The sequence below is a fragment of the Alteromonas sp. PRIM-21 genome, from assembly GCF_027563165.1.
Lineage (GTDB): Bacteria > Pseudomonadota > Gammaproteobacteria > Enterobacterales > Alteromonadaceae > Alteromonas > Alteromonas macleodii_A.
The window spans coordinates 514,832-532,097 of the sequence record NZ_JADOEK010000001.1; the positions used below are offsets into that span (position 1 = coordinate 514,832).

The 17,266-nt window shown below is 44.6% G+C and carries 12 protein-coding genes; 10 read left to right on the top strand and 2 right to left on the bottom strand.

Annotation, left to right across the window (positions count from 1 at the left end; all coding sequences use genetic code 11):
- The first annotated feature begins 190 nt into the window (after positions 1-190).
- Entirely contained in the window at positions 191-2,095 is a 1,905-nt protein-coding gene (locus IW644_RS02225; protein ID WP_269916230.1) for a propionyl-CoA synthetase, read from the top strand.
- Positions 2,096-2,243: 148 nt separating this feature from the next.
- On the opposite strand, the gene IW644_RS02230 is transcribed toward IW644_RS02225, so the two are convergent.
- The gene (locus IW644_RS02230; RefSeq protein ID WP_442864422.1) at positions 2,244-2,939 is read right to left on the bottom strand and encodes a cytochrome b/b6 domain-containing protein; all 696 of its coding nucleotides are present in this window, start codon (positions 2,937-2,939) and stop codon (positions 2,244-2,246) included.
- A 392-nt stretch (positions 2,940-3,331) separates the two neighbouring features.
- Between IW644_RS02230 and dapB the strand changes: the two genes are divergently transcribed.
- From dapB to IW644_RS02265, 7 genes are all read left to right on the top strand, one after another.
- On the top strand, positions 3,332-4,135 hold the full coding sequence (gene dapB / locus IW644_RS02235; RefSeq protein ID WP_269916232.1) for a 4-hydroxy-tetrahydrodipicolinate reductase: 804 nt from the start codon (positions 3,332-3,334) through the stop codon (positions 4,133-4,135).
- Positions 4,136-4,507: 372 nt separating this feature from the next.
- Entirely contained in the window at positions 4,508-5,638 is a 1,131-nt protein-coding gene (gene carA / locus IW644_RS02240; protein WP_269916233.1) for a glutamine-hydrolyzing carbamoyl-phosphate synthase small subunit, read from the top strand.
- Between the two features lie 13 nt (positions 5,639-5,651).
- The gene (gene carB / locus IW644_RS02245) at positions 5,652-8,873 is read left to right on the top strand and encodes a carbamoyl-phosphate synthase large subunit (RefSeq protein WP_269916234.1); all 3,222 of its coding nucleotides are present in this window, start codon (positions 5,652-5,654) and stop codon (positions 8,871-8,873) included.
- A gap of 117 nt (positions 8,874-8,990) precedes the next feature.
- On the top strand, positions 8,991-9,467 hold the full coding sequence (greA, locus tag IW644_RS02250) for a transcription elongation factor GreA (protein WP_025254739.1): 477 nt from the start codon (positions 8,991-8,993) through the stop codon (positions 9,465-9,467).
- 297 nt (positions 9,468-9,764) lie between these two features.
- Positions 9,765-11,750, top strand: coding sequence for a methyl-accepting chemotaxis protein (locus tag IW644_RS02255; RefSeq protein ID WP_269916235.1), 1,986 nt, complete (start codon positions 9,765-9,767; stop codon positions 11,748-11,750).
- 61 nt (positions 11,751-11,811) lie between these two features.
- Positions 11,812-12,351: an NUDIX domain-containing protein gene (locus tag IW644_RS02260; RefSeq protein WP_269916236.1), complete on the top strand. Its 540-nt coding sequence runs from the start codon at positions 11,812-11,814 to the stop codon at positions 12,349-12,351.
- A 91-nt stretch (positions 12,352-12,442) separates the two neighbouring features.
- On the top strand, positions 12,443-12,850 hold the full coding sequence (locus IW644_RS02265; protein WP_269916237.1) for a DUF3224 domain-containing protein: 408 nt from the start codon (positions 12,443-12,445) through the stop codon (positions 12,848-12,850).
- A 111-nt stretch (positions 12,851-12,961) separates the two neighbouring features.
- Here the strand turns inward: IW644_RS02265 and IW644_RS02270 are convergent, their stop codons facing one another.
- The gene (locus tag IW644_RS02270; RefSeq protein WP_269916238.1) at positions 12,962-13,411 is read right to left on the bottom strand and encodes an Hsp20 family protein; all 450 of its coding nucleotides are present in this window, start codon (positions 13,409-13,411) and stop codon (positions 12,962-12,964) included.
- A gap of 388 nt (positions 13,412-13,799) precedes the next feature.
- On the opposite strand from IW644_RS02270, the gene IW644_RS02275 reads away from it, so the two are divergent.
- On the top strand, positions 13,800-14,981 hold the full coding sequence (locus IW644_RS02275; RefSeq protein ID WP_269916239.1) for an acetate kinase: 1,182 nt from the start codon (positions 13,800-13,802) through the stop codon (positions 14,979-14,981).
- 51 nt (positions 14,982-15,032) lie between these two features.
- On the top strand, positions 15,033-17,174 hold the full coding sequence (gene pta / locus IW644_RS02280) for a phosphate acetyltransferase (RefSeq protein ID WP_269916240.1): 2,142 nt from the start codon (positions 15,033-15,035) through the stop codon (positions 17,172-17,174).
- Positions 17,175-17,266: the final 92 nt, after the last annotated feature.

Sequence of the window (17,266 nt, forward strand, 5' to 3'; positions counted from 1 at the left end):
TAAACAGCAAATACGTTCAACTCGGTACGTATTTGGTTGCTCACTCAAAATTTTATACTGCACTTGAAGGTGTAACTATAAATTTAAAATTTTGTAAATCAAATTGTTAGCTGGCCTACGCCATAAGTCTTATAAGCAGGTCTGATTGAACTGAAGTAGGGTAGAGTTAAACCCTAATCAGGACATGGATATGACTTATAAAAATGAATACATTGCCTCTACTCAACATCCAGATAGTTTTTGGTTGGAACAAGCTCGCAATATAGCGTGGTTTCAGAGCCCAGAGAAGGGGTGTCAAAAAACAGATAGTGGCTACTATGACTGGTTTAGAGGAGGGCAACTCAACACCAGTTACCTAGCGCTGGACCATCACGTTAACAATGGCCGTGGTGAAAAAACCGCACTTATCTACGACTCACCTGTTTCGCAAACTACCCAGCATTTTACCTACAACGAACTACTTACTGATGTGGCACAGTTTGCTGGAGGCTTGTCTCGCCTAGGTGTTGAGAAAGGCGATCGCGTTATTATCTATATGCCAATGATCCCTCAGGCGGCAATCGCAATGCTTGCATGTGCTCGATTAGGAGCGGTGCACTCGGTGGTATTTGGCGGTTTTGCAGCGAATGAGCTTGCTGTAAGAATAGATGATGCGAAGCCAGTGGCTATTGTTACAGCGTCCTGCGGCATAGAGGGCAGTAAAGTTTTGCCCTATAAGCCCCTTGTAGATGAGGCGATAGATATATCAGAGCACAAGCCTAAGGCATGCATATTGTTTCAACGAGAACAATTAACTGCTGAATTAAATAAAGATACTGATTACGACTGGCATACTTTAGCTGAAAATAGCGAGCCTGCCTCTCCCGTCGCCGTCGATGCAACTGACCCTCTTTATATTCTTTATACTTCAGGTACAACTGGAAAGCCCAAAGGCGTGGTTCGAGATAACGGCGGTCATGCAGTCGCATTACACTACTCAATGGGCGCCGTATACGATACCAGTGAAGACGACGTATTCTGGGCTGCATCGGATGTCGGCTGGGTCGTCGGCCACTCTTATATTGTCTATGCACCGCTTATAAAAGGTGCAACCACTGTATTATACGAAGGTAAGCCCGTTGGTACGCCAGATGCCGGCGCGTTTTGGCGGATGATAGAAACTCACAAGGTGAATGTACTTTTTGCTGCACCCACCGCGTTTCGAGCAATTAGAAAAGCCGACCCCGAAGGGACGTTTTTATCAAAGTACGACACATCGAGTTTACGTACTTTGTTTATGGCGGGTGAACGGCTCGACCCGCCCACGTACTATTGGACAAGTGAAAAGGTGGGTGTACCCGTTATCGATCATTGGTGGCAAACCGAGACTGGCTGGCCTATTTGCTCGAATCCAATGGGGCTTGAACCAATGAAGACAAAACCGGGTTCGTCCAGTGTGCCAACACCAGGCTTTAACGTTAAGGTGTTAAAAGGGCCCGATGCACCTCAAGCAATAGGTGATAAGGGCGCTATTGCCATTCAATTACCCCTTCCCCCAGGCTGCTTAACTACGATATGGCAAGATCATCAACGGTTTGTCGATGGCTACTTACGCGAATTTGAGGGGTACTATAGTACTGGAGATAACGGATATGTAGATGAAGACGGCTACGTATTTATTATGGGGCGTACCGATGATGTTATTAATGTTGCCGGTCACCGTTTGTCTACCGGTGAAATGGAAGAAGTGCTTGCGGCACACCCAGATATTGCCGAGTGCAGTGTGATAGGAATTAATGATGCGTTGAAAGGACAACTACCGGTTGGGCTTGTTCTTCTAAAAGATGGTGTGAGTGTGGATGAAAAAGCGTTAGAGCAGGACTTAATTCAGCGAGTTCGCGATAAAATTGGCCCAGTAGCCTGTTTTAAGCGAGCAATAGTCGTGAATCGTTTACCGAAAACCCGGTCTGGTAAAATACTTCGAAAACTACTGCGTCAGATCGCCGCCAACGAAACTGTCGCCGTCCCTTCAACTATTGATGATCCGTCAAGCGTAGAAGAAATAGAAGCGATAATGCGAGTTAAAGGATTAGTTAGTGAACCCGCTGCCATATGATGAAAAAGTAAGCGGGAAATAGGTAAAAGCGACAACGCTAAGCGTACTTTCTAGCGATTTTTTCTTTGGTCAATAAAGGGGCTTCTCGCCCCTTTAATATTGAAATGACGTTAAACTATTTGCGAATGACAAAAGGTTGTCGTGCAGCTCAATAGTAAAATTCGTTTACTTGTGGTTCTGGTGGATACACTTCAATTGCCACATAAACGAACGCCGCAGCGATAAGCGCCACAATAAGTGCGCGTAACAGACGAGAGTTTGCGATACCTGCGGTTTTTGACTCTTTCACCGAGTCCTTACTACCGTGTACCATTGCGGGGACCAACTTTTGCTTTTTATATACGCTGTAAAAAATAACTGCGCCTATGTGCAATGCGATGACATAAAGTAACGCATCAAATGCAAGATGGTGCAAAGTGTTCATCAAATCTAATGTTTCTTCACTGGCTAACTGTCGATAGGGGCCGTCTAAGAAAATATCGTCTGTCATGAATAGCCCAGATATGGCTTGTATGGCCAATAGCACCAGCATAACAATAACAAACCAGCCGCCTAGCGGGTTATGTCCAATAGCGGGCTCTGACTGTCTGTTAAAAAGCGTCTTTACATAGCTAAAAACCTTTTTAGGGCCAGTAACGAAGTTACTGAACTTTGCGTGTTGGGTACCAACTACTCCCCAAATTAGGCGGAAAACGATAAGAAATAAGGTGAAATACCCTATATAGAAGTGCCACTGGACTTTGTTTTCTAGCCATTCAACCGTGGCATATTGGGCTAATAGGCTCGCGACAATCAGCCAATGAAAAAGGCGGGTGGGTAGGTCCCAAACAAGGGTTTTCTGCATCGTCATTTTATTTCACGCTTTGTGTAGGTCTGTTTAGCTTAAGTACACGTCGAAAAGTGTTTAGAAAGTTGAATAGACCTAGGTCATTAAATCTAAGCCATAGCGTCGCCCAATTTGCCGGTTAACACAAGAAAGCCCAACTACATAATATTAGGTTTTATCTTAAAAGCTATCGAGCAATAGCTCGCAGATAATTAGCCTAATACTGACCAGATGAAGTTTGAACCAATATTTTTGTACATTGTATTTCGAGTAATTTAGTTAAGCGAAAGGGGAGTGGGGGCGATTGGTTTCTAATTATGCGTATTTAATATGAAACTCACATTGCAATAGTACCTGCATTTGGCAAAATGCCTGATAGTTGAAGGTTAATAAAAGTGTAAAGCTATAAAATGAAAGTAGGATTATTTGGCGCCAACGGGCGTATGGGGCGCGTATTAGTCGAAGCGTTGGATTTAAGTGAAAATGCTGAGCTTAGCGTTGCTACAGTACGCGATGATTCACCTTGGGTTGGCCTAAACGTAGGTGAGCTGGCCGGTATTGGTAAAAAAGACATCGATTGCACTGCGCTTTCGAATTTGAGTGGCAACGACGCCGACGTGATGATCGACTTTACTTTGCCGTCGGTGATTGAAAGTAACCTCGCGTGGTGCGTTAAAAACAACATGCCTGTTGTAATCGGTACTACCGGTTTGAACGATGCACAGTTAGCAGCTTTAGATGAAGCGGCAAAGCACATTCCTATTGTTTTCGCTGCTAATTATAGTGTGGGCGTAAACTTAATGCTTTCGCTAGTTCGACAAGCGGCCAGCGTATTAGGTGAAACGGCAGATATCGAAATTACCGAAGCACACCATAGGTTTAAACAAGATGCGCCTTCAGGCACCGCTATGGCTATTGCTGAAGCTATTGCCGACGAATTAGGTCGTGACCTCAAAACGTGTGCTGTATACGGCAGAGAAGGAAAAGAGCCTGAACGTGATCAGGGCACAATCGGCTTTGCAACAGTGCGGGCCGGAGATATCGTCGGCGAGCATACCGCACTATTCGCGGATATTGGTGAACGTTTAGAAATTACGCATAAAGCATCAAGCCGCCTTACTTTCGCAAAAGGTGCCGTGCATGCTGCTAAGTGGTTGTATGGAAAACAACCTGGTCTATACTCCATGGTTGATGTTCTGGATTTAAAGCTATAAGCGTTAATTAAGGTTGGTGTGAAACCGTTTGGGTTTACGCAAACTTTAAGACGTGATTAAAGTGTTAAACTAAAGTTGCACTTTTAATGAGCAATAAGCCGCACTTTCGGTGGTTCTGCGCAAAAAAGGTGGTAAAAGCGTTATTTTAGTAAATTATTACAAATAAATTTGCCATTTTCGGTCAGTGATGTATACTCGCCGGAATTTGCCAGAATTTCGTATTTTGAAGCCGCCAAAACGGCTGAAGAGTGCGGTTTTATTAGCTGCAAAGATCGTAAAACGGGATGTATTGTTATCAATAACTCCCGTTTTTTGTGGGGTTTGTGCAAAAAACTGCACAAACACATAGTTATCCTTAATCTGGAGGTTGACTTGGCTAATTCTGCCCTTTTGGTGTTAGAGGATGGTTCTGTTTTTAAAGGTACGGCGATAGGCGCTACAGGCTCCGCCGTTGGGGAAGTTGTTTTTAATACTTCCATGACCGGCTATCAAGAAATTCTCACCGACCCATCCTACGCTGAACAACTCATCACCCTTACTTATCCACACATTGGCAACACCGGCACTAACGAAGAAGACGTCGAAGCAGATACAATCTGGTCGAAAGGTCTAATCATCCGTGACCTACCTCTTGTTGCTAGTAACTTTCGTCAACAGCAAACTTTGTCTGAATACCTTAAAGCGAAAGGCGTTGTGGGTATTGCTGATATAGATACTCGCCGTTTAACGCGTATCTTGCGAGACAAAGGTGCACAGAATGGCTGCATTATTTGCTCTGATGAATTAGACGAGTCTAGCGCACTAGCGCAAGCAAAAGATTTCCCTGGCCTTAAAGGCATGGATTTGGCAAAAGTAGTGAGCATCACTGAGCCAAAAACATGGACCGAAGGCAGCTGGGTACTTGGCAAAGGCTACGTAACACCAAATGAGTTCAAATATCATGTTGTAGCTTATGACTACGGTGTTAAAAACAACATTCTTCGCATGCTAGCTGACCGTGGTTGTAAAGTAACCCTGGTTCCGGCGCAAACGCCTGCAGAAGAAGTGCTTGCTATGAATCCTGACGGTGTATTTTTGTCAAATGGCCCGGGCGACCCAGAGCCATGCGATTATGCAGTAACCGCAATTAAAACTATCGTCGAAACCGGTACGCCCGTATTTGGTATTTGTCTTGGTCACCAGCTGCTTGCTATTGCAAGTGGTGCAAAGACAGTGAAGATGAAATTCGGTCACCACGGGGCAAACCACCCGGTTAAAGACCTTAAGCGCAATGTAGTTATGATCACTAGCCAAAACCACGGTTTTGCTGTTGATGAGTCTAGTTTGCCAGATAACCTAGAAGTAACTCACATTTCGTTGTTCGACAAGTCGTTGCAGGGTATTCATCGCACCGACAAGCCTGCGTTTAGCTTCCAGGGGCACCCTGAAGCCAGTCCAGGTCCTCATGAAGCGGCGCCGTTATTCGACCACTTCATTGAACTTATTGAACAACACAAGCAGTAGGAATTAGCCAACTATGCCAAAACGTACCGACATAAAAAGTATTCTTATCATTGGTGCTGGCCCTATTGTTATTGGCCAGGCTTGTGAATTCGACTATTCAGGCGCGCAAGCGTGTAAAGCCCTTCGCGAAGAAGGCTACCGTGTTATTTTGGTTAACTCTAACCCAGCAACCATCATGACCGACCCAGAAATGGCAGATGCAACTTACATCGAGCCTATCCACTGGGAAGTGGTTCGCAAGATCATCGAAAAAGAACGTCCAGATGCTGTACTGCCAACTATGGGTGGACAAACCGCACTTAACTGTGCGCTAGAGCTTGATAAGCACGGTGTCCTTGAAGAGTTCGGCTGTGAGCTTATCGGTGCTACTGCAGACGCTATCGATAAAGCTGAAAACCGCGAACGCTTTGATAAAGCGATGAAAAACATCGGTCTAGAATGTCCACGTGCGGAAATTGCGCACAGCATGGATGAAGCGCACGATGTGTTAAGCCGTATCGGCTTCCCTTGTATTATTCGTCCTTCTTTCACCATGGGCGGAACCGGTGGCGGTATCGCGTATAACATTGACGAGTTCAATGAAATTTGTCACCGCGGCCTTGACCTTTCTCCTACTAACGAGCTTCTTATCGATGAATCCTTGTTAGGCTGGAAAGAATACGAAATGGAAGTAGTACGCGACAAAGCGGACAACTGCATCATCGTATGTACTATCGAAAACTTCGACCCTATGGGCGTGCACACCGGCGACTCAATCACAGTTGCTCCAGCGCAAACCCTAACCGACAAAGAATTCCAGCTAATGCGCAATGCCGCTATGGCTGTACTGCGTGAGATTGGCGTTGAAACTGGTGGTTCAAACGTACAGTTCGGTGTAGACCCCAAAACAGGTCGTGTAGTTATCATCGAAATGAATCCTCGCGTATCCCGTTCATCTGCGCTTGCTTCTAAAGCAACGGGCTTCCCGATTGCGAAAGTAGCTGCAAAACTTGCGGTAGGCTATACGTTAGACGAACTGGCTAACGACATTACCGGCGGCCTAACGCCAGCGTCGTTCGAGCCATCTATTGACTACGTAGTAACTAAGATCCCACGCTTCAACTTTGAAAAGTTTGCCGGTGCTAACGACCGTCTAACTACTCAGATGAAGTCGGTAGGTGAGGTAATGGCTATTGGTCGTAACCAGCAGGAGTCGCTTCAAAAAGCCCTTCGTGGTCTTGAGGTAGGCGCTTCAGGTTTAAATCCTATGGTTGACCTCGAAGACCCTGAATCACGCAACAAAGTGGTTTACGAACTTCGTCAACCTGGTGCAGAGCGTATTTGGTACATCGGTGATGCATTCCGTATGGGTATGACGGTTGAAGAGGTATTTAACCTTACTAATATCGACCGCTGGTACCTTGTGCAGCTTGAAGATCTGATTCTTCTTGAAGCAAAAGTAGCTGAGCTTGGTTTGCCAGGTATTGACGCTGACTTTATGCGTGCACTTAAGCGTAAAGGCTTCTCTGACGCACGCCTTGCTGAACTTACCAAAGTGGCAGAAAGCGATATTCGTGAGACTCGTCGCGGTTTTGGTATTTCTCCTGTCTACAAGCGTGTAGACACTTGTGCAGCAGAATTCTCTACCAGCACAGCTTACATGTACTCAACGTATGACGAAGAGTGTGAAGCAGCGCCGACTGACAAAGAAAAGATCATGGTATTGGGCGGCGGTCCAAACCGCATTGGTCAAGGTATCGAGTTCGACTACTGCTGTGTTCACGCGGCGCTTTCAATGCGCGAAGACGGTTACGAGACCATTATGGTTAACTGTAACCCTGAAACGGTTTCAACTGACTACGACACGTCTGATCGCTTGTATTTCGAGCCAGTAACTTTGGAAGATGTACTTGAAATCGTTGCTAAAGAGCAGCCAAAAGGCGTTATCGTGCAGTATGGTGGTCAAACGCCACTTAAACTTGCTCGTGCCCTAGAAGCAGCTGGCGTACCGGTAATCGGTACCTCACCAGAAGCCATTGACCGTGCTGAAGACCGTGAGCGTTTCCAGCAAATGGTGAACAAACTTAACCTTAAGCAGCCGGCGAATGCTACAGTAACTAACGTCGAGCAAGCGCTAACTATGGCCGAAGAGATTGGCTTCCCGCTGGTTGTTCGTCCAAGCTACGTGCTGGGTGGTCGAGCGATGGAAATCGTTTATGACATTAAAGACCTTAAGCGTTACCTAAACGAAGCGGTTAAAGTGTCTAACGACGCACCAGTATTGTTAGACCGTTTCCTAGACGACGCTATTGAAGTTGATATCGACGCTATCTGCGATGGCAAAGAGGTTGTAATTGGCGGCATCATGGAACACATCGAGCAGGCCGGGGTTCACTCAGGTGACTCAGCGTGTTCACTGCCTCCGCACTCGCTACCAAAAGACATTCAGGACGTTATGCGCGAGCAAGTAAAAGCAATGGCGCTTGAGCTTGGCGTAGTCGGTCTGATGAATACCCAGTTTGCGATTAAAGACGGTGAAGTGTACCTTATCGAGGTTAACCCTCGTGCGGCGCGTACTGTGCCATTTGTATCTAAAGCAACGGGTGTTCCACTTGCTAAAGTGGCAGCACGTGCGATGGCTGGCGTCAGCCTAGCCGAGCAGGGTGTAACAGAAGAAGTTATCCCACCGTTTTACTCAGTGAAGGAAGTGGTACTTCCATTTGCTAAGTTCCAAGGTGTTGACCCACTACTAGGTCCAGAAATGCGTTCTACAGGTGAAGTAATGGGTGTTGGTGATACCTTCGAAGAGGCATATGCAAAAGCTAACTTAGGTGCAGGTGCACCATTGCCTAAGCAAGGTAAAGCGCTTATTTCAGTACGTGATACCGACAAGCCTCGTATGATTGAACTAGCCAAAGCGTTAGTAGAAGCCGGCTTTAGCATTGAAGCTACCCGCGGTACCGCTACTGAGCTTTACGATGCAGGCATCATGAGCACTGTAGTGAACAAAATGTCGGAAGGTCGTCCTAACATTGTTGATGCTATCAAGAACGGCGAATACGCTTACTTGATTAACACAACAGAAGGTCGCCAAGCCATCACAGATTCAGTATACATTCGTCGTGAAGCCTTGGTGAATAAGGTGACTTACACCACGACAATGAACGCTGCGTTTGCAACTATCCGTGCTAAGTCTGCAGATGACCGCAATAAAGTGGCATCAGTTCAAGAACTACACGCTAGACTCAAACACTAATGACATACGCTAGGATACGAGGTATCCTAGCAATATTACATTTGTGTGAACCAATAAAAAGTGCGCCTTCGCGGCGCACTTTTCTGTTTAAATTACTAGCTAAGTGAGACGGTATTCATGAGTCAGTATCCAATGACAGCGCGCGGCGCTCAAATGCTGCGTGACGAATTAAATGAGCTTAAAACAAAAACACGCCCACGTATTATCGAGTCTATTGCCGAAGCACGTGAGCACGGTGATTTGAAAGAAAACGCTGAATATCACGCTGCCCGTGAACAGCAAAGCTTCTGTGAAGGTCGCATTCAGGATATCGAAGGCAAGCTTTCAAATGCACAGATTATCGACGTAACTAAAATGGAAAATACCGGTAAAGTTATTTTCGGCACTACGGTTACCATTTTGAACGTTGATACCGATGAAGAAACTACTTACCGCATTGTTGGCGATGATGAAGCTGATATTAAGAACAACCTAATTTCAGTTAATTCGCCTATCGCTCGTGGTCTTATCGGTAAAGAGCTTGATGATACGGTAACTATTCAAACGCCAGCTGGTGCTGTTGAAGTTGAAATCATCGAAGTTGAGTATATTTAATTACTATCGGTCAGTGGCGCAATGCTGCTGACCTTTATTCAAGCCATACTTTTCTTATAATCATCTGCTTATCACAAATATTCCACCTCTGTTATTTACGTCATTTTTAATAGCCTTGTCTTGGCAATTACTATCCTAATTTAGACTAATTTATTAGAACAAAAAATCTCCATTTCCTATTTGATGCCTATACTTTAAACGTATTAGTTCTTATTAACGGGACCTTTTTACGCGCTTGCTAAGCGAAATCTATGTATGAGGTTCAGTATTTAAACGCTCGGAATGGAGGCCAAAGCCTTGACCATTTTCAATAGATTGTCCGTCGTACAGCTTACACTGTTAGGAACAGGCACCCTTTTCCTTTCTATAGCGTTTCTTGCATATAAAGATATTAGTCAACTTGTGAATAATATGTCAGCGGCAGAGCAAGACGAACGTATCGTCACAATGATAAGTGCTGTAGAACGAGTTGCCCATCATCATGCCGTCGAACGTGGGCTCACCGCGGGTTATTTAGGCAACCCAAATGCAGATTCGAAACAAAAGGTCGTAAGTCAACGAAAGAAGGCGGATGAAGCTTTTCAAAACTTAAGAGCAATATCTAGTGAAAAGTGGCCAGAAGACTTAGGAATAGGCGTTATATTGCAGCCGCTTGTCGACGTCGAAACCAATAAAACTGCAATGCGGGAAGCGGTCGACTCGTTAAATGGCGCCCAAGCGTTTAGCTATTACAGTGATTTGAACAAGCGAGCCTTAAACGCCGCTAATGCCTTTACGATTTTACTCAGCGATAAAAATGCTAAACAGTTTTTACTTCAGGGGCTTACATTAGCAGGTCTAAAAGAAAGACTCGGACAACGCAGGGGAAAGATAAACGCTGTGCTAGCCAGGCGAAGTATTAACCCTAATACGAAAATAGAGATTAACAGTTATACCGGCGATATTACTTATTTAACTGAAAAGTTAACTCTCGGTTTAAACGGCGATTTCAAAACGGAATTCACGAATGCCATGTCTTCTTCTACATCGACGCAGGTTGAGTCAATTGCTGCTAACGTAGTCGCGACAGATGTAAATTTCTCTTCCCTGCCAGTCAATAGCGAATGGTTCAAACTAGCAACAGCGCAAATAGGTCAAGTGGCAACGGTGCTTAGTAAGGTTTTTGATACTGCCAAACAAGAATCTTACAGTAATGTCGCCAGTGCTCAGTCTTCGTTAACGGCAATTATTATTATAATTGTCGTTGTGGCCTTATTTATCGCACTTATTTACAAAGTATTGATAGGCATTATCACCCAGCAACTAACCATATTGGTTTCTAACTTGGACAAGATTGCGCAAAAAGGTGATCTTACTATCGATGTATCGATGAGTACGAGTAACGAGTTAGGGGAAATTTCTCGTTCTGTTAACACTACCATTTTGGCACTACGTGACCTTATCAGAGGGTTAGGGCAGTCAATTGGCACCAGCACAAGGCTTTCCGGAAAATTAGAGTCGGCATGTGCAGAAATGTTAAGCGACGCAGGAAATACACAACAGCTTACAGCCAATATAGCGTCGGCGATTGAAGAGGTAGCGGTAACAAGTCGAGAAATTGCTAGCTCGTCTTTAGATACCTTAAATGCAAGTAAAAAACTTGATGAACTAGCAGACCAATCACTAGCGGCGAATGACAATATACGAAATAGCATGACTGTGCTGTCAGAAGACATTCGGGGCGTTCAAACTAACGCAGCGCAGATGGAGCTTAAAGTAACCGAAATAAGCTCTATATTAGAGACCATTAACACCCTTTCAGATCAGACTAACTTACTGGCGTTGAATGCTGCAATTGAGGCTGCTAGAGCGGGTGATCACGGAAGAGGGTTTGCCGTTGTAGCTGACGAAGTGAGAAAGTTAGCGCAAAGCAGCCGGGAATCTTCAGATAAAATATCATCACTCTTAGTTAGCTTAAAAGAGGCGAGTGTTGTTGTCGTAAATGATATTAATAAAAACGTAAGCTCAATATCTACATCAATGGATACTACTGTTGAGGGGCGAGCTACCGCTGAGAAGGTAAAAGAAGCAGCAAGTGAGCTTGAAAGTATGGCAAACAGCATGTCCTCTTCTGCTGAACAACAATCTGTCACTACCGAAGAGGTGGCTAAAGATGTTGTCTCTGTTGAGGAAGCTGCTCGACATGAGCTCTACATTGCAAAGCAGTTGTCAGAACTCTCTAATGAAATGCAGCAAAATAATGACTTACTGCAGCGCACCATTGATGGGTTCAAAGCAGATTAAGCATTTCCAACTGAATATTCTTTGCGTTATAAATAACTAAACGCAGAGATAAGGAAGGGTTTTGGAAGAAATTAAGACGTTGGATTCAAAAGTAGTTTATGAAAACAAATGGCTTCGCCTAAGAGAAGACAAAATACGTCGCAGCAGTGGAAACGAAGGTATATATGGTGTGGTGGAAAAGCCGGACTTTGCCATTATTTTACCGATTGAAGGCGATACCGTGTATATGGTTGAGCAATACCGCTATACCATCAAAGAGCGACAGCTTGAACTTCCCCAGGGTGCATGGGAGAGCAACCCCGACGCTGATCCAGTTCAGCTCGCAAAAGGTGAGCTTAAAGAAGAGACAGGTTTAACCGCTGAGTCAATGGAGTATGTTGGCTTCCAATATCTTGCATACGGCTTTTGTAATCAGGGATACCATATTTACGTGGCTAAAGGGTTGACCCAAGGCGAACAAAAACTAGATGTTGAAGAAGAAGATTTGCAGGTTGTCCCGCTTTCCTTAACTGTCTTGAAGGAAAAAATCATCAATGGAGAGATAAAGGATGCAAGTACCTGTAACGCTGTAGGTTTAGCCATGCTTAAAGGATTCATTTAAACGCGCTGTTACAATTCTTAGGCTGTCTTTTTTCTGCATAAGAGGTTAGGGTAGGTAAATCTACTATTACGCTAATATAAAAGAGATATTCATGACAATCGAAGGAAGCTTCTCCATTACGCAATGGGATGAAGATACGCTGAGTGAAAGAGCAGAAGGAATTAAGGTATCTCAGGCCAGCATCAAACAGGTCTATTCAGGTGATATGAGTGGTGAATCGAGCGTTGAGTTTTTGATGTCTTATCAATCACAAATGTCAGCTCAATTTACGGGTTTTGAAACTTTTGTCGGTGTGATAAACGGGTTGCGTGGTACGGTTACTTTTCAACATAAAGGTAAGTTTGAAAACGGTGTCGCTAGTAGCGATTTCGAATCTATCAAAGATTCTGCAACCGGAGAACTCACGGGCAAGACTTTACAAGGTAGCTTTAAGTCTGGCGAGTCAGGTAAAGCTGATTACACGCTTGAAGTAACCGATGTCGAAACTGTTAATAGTTGAAGCTAAAACAAAACAAGCTAGCAATAGTCTTATCTGCAGCTTATAAAAGCAAAAAAAAACGGCGCCTTAAGGCGCCGCTAAAAGTTGGGAAACAAACCAAGAAACTATTTATTAATTCTCAAGTAAACGAGAACCAATTTCTATTTGGCGAGGCTTCTTGGCTTCGGGAATGACTCGCTCCATATCGATGTGTAATAGACCATTTTCCATATCTGCAGCTAACACCTTTACATGGTCGCCAAGTTGGAATTTACGCTCAAAGTTACGCTCTGAGATGCCTTTATGTAAGAACTTACGTTCTTTACTGTCTTTGTTTTCCCCTTCCGCTTTCTTAGTTCCAGTAATAGTTAATGTATTCTCTTCAACCTGAATTGAAACATCGTCTTTACTAAAACCAGCAATCGCCATGGTTACTCTGTACTTGTCGTCGCCAAGCAGCTCGATATTGTACGGCGGATAGGTGCTCTGTTTCTCTGCACGAGAAGCTGCATCAATAAGCGATGCTAGGTGATCAGAACCAATGAATGAACGGTAAAGTGGAGATAGATCGATAGTACGCATAGTCATATCCTCAAAATTAAGCAATATGTTTAAAGTTTAAATGCCCCGACTCTGCGGCGGCGGTTTTGTCGACCTGACTGTTCAGCGCCGACAAATCATATATAGGAATGGCCCAAATACTTTTCAAGAAAGAAAGTTGAATTTTTTCAAAAATAATTTCAATAAATATCTAAGTTACTGAAATTTATTGATTATTGTAATGATAAAAATTTCAAAACAAGCGTGGATAGGTGTAATTAAGCGAAAGTTTGTCATAAAACCCTATATAAAATAGGTGTATGCGATAATTTTTATAAAACATTTAGCAATTGTTTAACCCCTCTAATTGTTTAGAAATGCTACAATTGGTTAAACAGAATGTCTTACCACTTTAATTGAAATTACAAAAATGAAAAAAGAAGTTATTGTTTTAAACTGTGGCAGCTCTTCAGTAAAGTTTGCCATTATCGACGCTGATACTGGCGAAGCTGGTCTCTCTGGCATTGCAGAAGCGTTGGGAAATAGTGATGCGAGTTTATCCTTTAAGCTAAACGGTAAAAAAGAGAAGCAGGCATTGCCAGCAAAAGCAGGGCATACCGAGGCACTTAACGCTATCTCTGAAATTATTGCAAGCACAGGTGTGCAGCCTATTGCCATTGGACACCGTGTTGTACACGGGGGTGAAAAGTTTAAAGGTGCAGCCCTTGTAGATGATAGCGTGCTCGAAGCAATCGAAGATTATGCGAGCATGGCACCGCTTCACAATATGGCTAATCTAAAAGGCATTGTGACCGCTCAAGCTGCGTACCCAGATTTGCCTCATGTCGTGGTATTTGATACTTCATTTTTTCAAACACTTCCTAAAAAAGCCTTTATCTATGCTTTACCGATGTCGCTTTATCGTGAGCATGGCATTAGACGTTATGGCTTCCATGGAACCAGCCATAAATTCATTCTCGATAGCATGGCGAAAATTCTTGAAAAACCAGTTTCAGACACAAGCATAATCAGTGCGCATTTAGGCAACGGTTGTAGCGTGTCCGCCATTGAAAAAGGGCAGGCGGTAGACACCAGCCTTGGCTTCATTCCTTTAGAAGGCTTGGTTATGGGCACGCGCTGTGGTGATTTAGATCCTAGCTTGCCAGGTACGCTACAGAAAAAGCTTGGTAAAACCGCAGACGAAATTAGCGATCTGTTAAACAAACAGTCAGGTCTGCTAGGTATTTCAGAACTTAGCAACGACTGCAGAACTCTAGAAGATGCTGCCCTAGAAGGTCATGAAGGCGCATTGCTTGCAATCGAAATCTTCTGTTATCGTCTTGCCAAATACATTGCCGGTTATATGGTAGCCGTGCCGACGCTAGATGCTATTGTCTTTACAGGTGGTATTGGAGAAAACTCGTCGCTTATTCGAGAGACCACAATGGGGCATTTTGCTCACTTTGGTATTAGTCTTGATGAGCAGAGAAATACTGATGCGCGATTTGGGCAAGGCGGAAAAATTTCTACTGATACAGCATCAACCTCTGTTTATGTCGTACCTACTAATGAAGAATGGGTAATTGCAGCTGAAGCTGCGACCTTCGCGTAAAATCAAACTAGCAAGGCCAACGCTCGGACGTTGGCAATAGCAGGAGTAACTATGTCTCGCAGAATTATGTTGATCCCCGTGGGCACGAGTGTGGGCCTAACTACGGTCAGCATGGGTCTTGTTCGCGCAATAGAAGAACAAGGTATAAAGCTTAATTTTTTCAAGCCGGTGGCACAGCCTAGAAAGGGCGACAATGGGGAAGAGCGCTCTACAGCGATCATTGCTCACCACGCCAGTGTCTCGCCGATTGAGCCTTTCGAGCTTGATTACGTTGAGCGTATGATCAGTACCGACAATACTGATGAGCTGTTAGAAGAAATTATTGAACGGTTTGAAGAAAAGAGCGTTCAAGAAGCGGTAACCGTTATAGAAGGGCTAGTGACGACGCGTCATCACCCCTATGCGGAGCGTTTAAACCTTGAAATTAGTCGTGCTCTTGATGCCGATATTGTTTTTGTGGCCGTGCCTGGCAACGAGTCGACGACAGATATTAATCATCGCCTTGAAATTGTTGTAGACACCTATGGCGGTCATAAAGGTCAAAAAGTGGTTGGGTGTATCTTTAACAAGGTTAATGCGCCTTTTGATGAACATGGTCGACTTCGTGCCGATATCGGTGCAATAGAAGCGCCAGAGCACGACGAAGAGCGTACGCAGGCATTACGTGACTTGCCTATTTTCAAAAAAGGCTTAAGCCTTCTTGGTACGGTTGATTGGAGCGCAGATTTAGTGTCTCCCCGGGCTACCGACGTAGCAAAGCACCTTAACGCAACCTTGCTTAACGAGGGCGAGCTGGCAGAACGCAGATTAAGCAGCGTTACTTTCTGCGCGCGCGAAATTCACAACATGACGCATACCCTTAAACCGGGGGCATTACTTGTGATGTCAGGCGATCGCGGTGATGTATTTGTGTCTTGCTGTTTGGCTGCGCTAAACGGGACTAAGCTGGGCGCGCTATTACTTACAGGTGGCTATCAGCCCGATGAAAATATCATGGCATTATGTAGTCAAGCTATGGAAACGGGCCTGCCGGTCATGCTTGTGAATTCGAATACATGGCAAACAGCCCAAGCACTTCACGCATTCAACCAAGAAGTACCGGTTGATGACAGCCAGCGTATCGAAAAAGTGATGGTGCATACAGCGGAAAGCTTAGATGCAAGCTGGGTCAACTCACTAACGCAAAAAGTGTCTCGCCAGAAGAAGCTGTCTCCATCGGCGTTCCGCTTCTACCTTACTAACCGTGCAAGACAGGTTAACAAGCGTGTTGTGCTGCCAGAAGGTAATGAGCCTAGAACCGTTGTTGCTGCATCAATCTGTGCAAAACGTGGTTTAGCACGACCCGTTCTTATTGGTGATGAAACAGAAATTCGCCGAGTAGCAGAGCAACAGGGTGTAGTATTGAGCGATGGCGTAGAAATTGTTTCTCCGAGTGAGATAAAAGATGACTACGTTGAAGGTTTAGTGGCTCTTCGCGGTCACAAAGGCGTTACTGAAGTGGTTGCAAAAGAGTTACTGGAAGATAACGTGACTTTAGGCACAATGATGCTTCAGCAAGATGATGTGGATGGCCTAGTATCCGGTGCGGTGAATACCACTGCAAACACTATTCGCCCAGCGCTTCAGTTAATTAAAACAGCTGAAAACGCCTCGTTAGTATCGTCAGTATTTTTCATGCTTTTGCCTGACCAAGTTTTAGTTTACGGCGACTGTGCCATTAACCCTGACCCCAATGCTCAGCAACTAGCCGATATCGCAATTCAGTCTGCTGAATCGGCGCAAATGTTTGGGATTGAACCACGGGTAGCTATGATAAGTTACAGTACTGGCTCGTCAGGTGCAGGTAGCGATGTAGAGAAAGTGCGTGAGGCAACTAAGATTGCGCAAGAGCTACGCCCAGATTTACTTATCGACGGTCCGCTTCAGTACGACGCTGCGGCCATTGAAAGTGTAGGTAAGAGCAAGGCGCCAAATAGCCCAGTTGCGGGTAAAGCAAACGTATTTGTTTTCCCAGACCTAAACACGGGTAACACCACTTATAAAGCGGTACAGCGTAGCTTCGACTTAGTGTGTATTGGCCCTATGCTGCAAGGCATGAGAAAGCCAGTCAACGATTTAAGCCGGGGTGCGTTGGTTGATGACATTGTATTTACCATTGCACTTACTGCTATTCAGGCAGCGGGTAACGCTTAATCAAATACAGTGAGCTACCTGTGACTTGAATGCGAGTCAAGGTTTCGCAAAAACGGCGCAGCTTTAATCGAAGCTAGCGCCGTTTTTTTGCG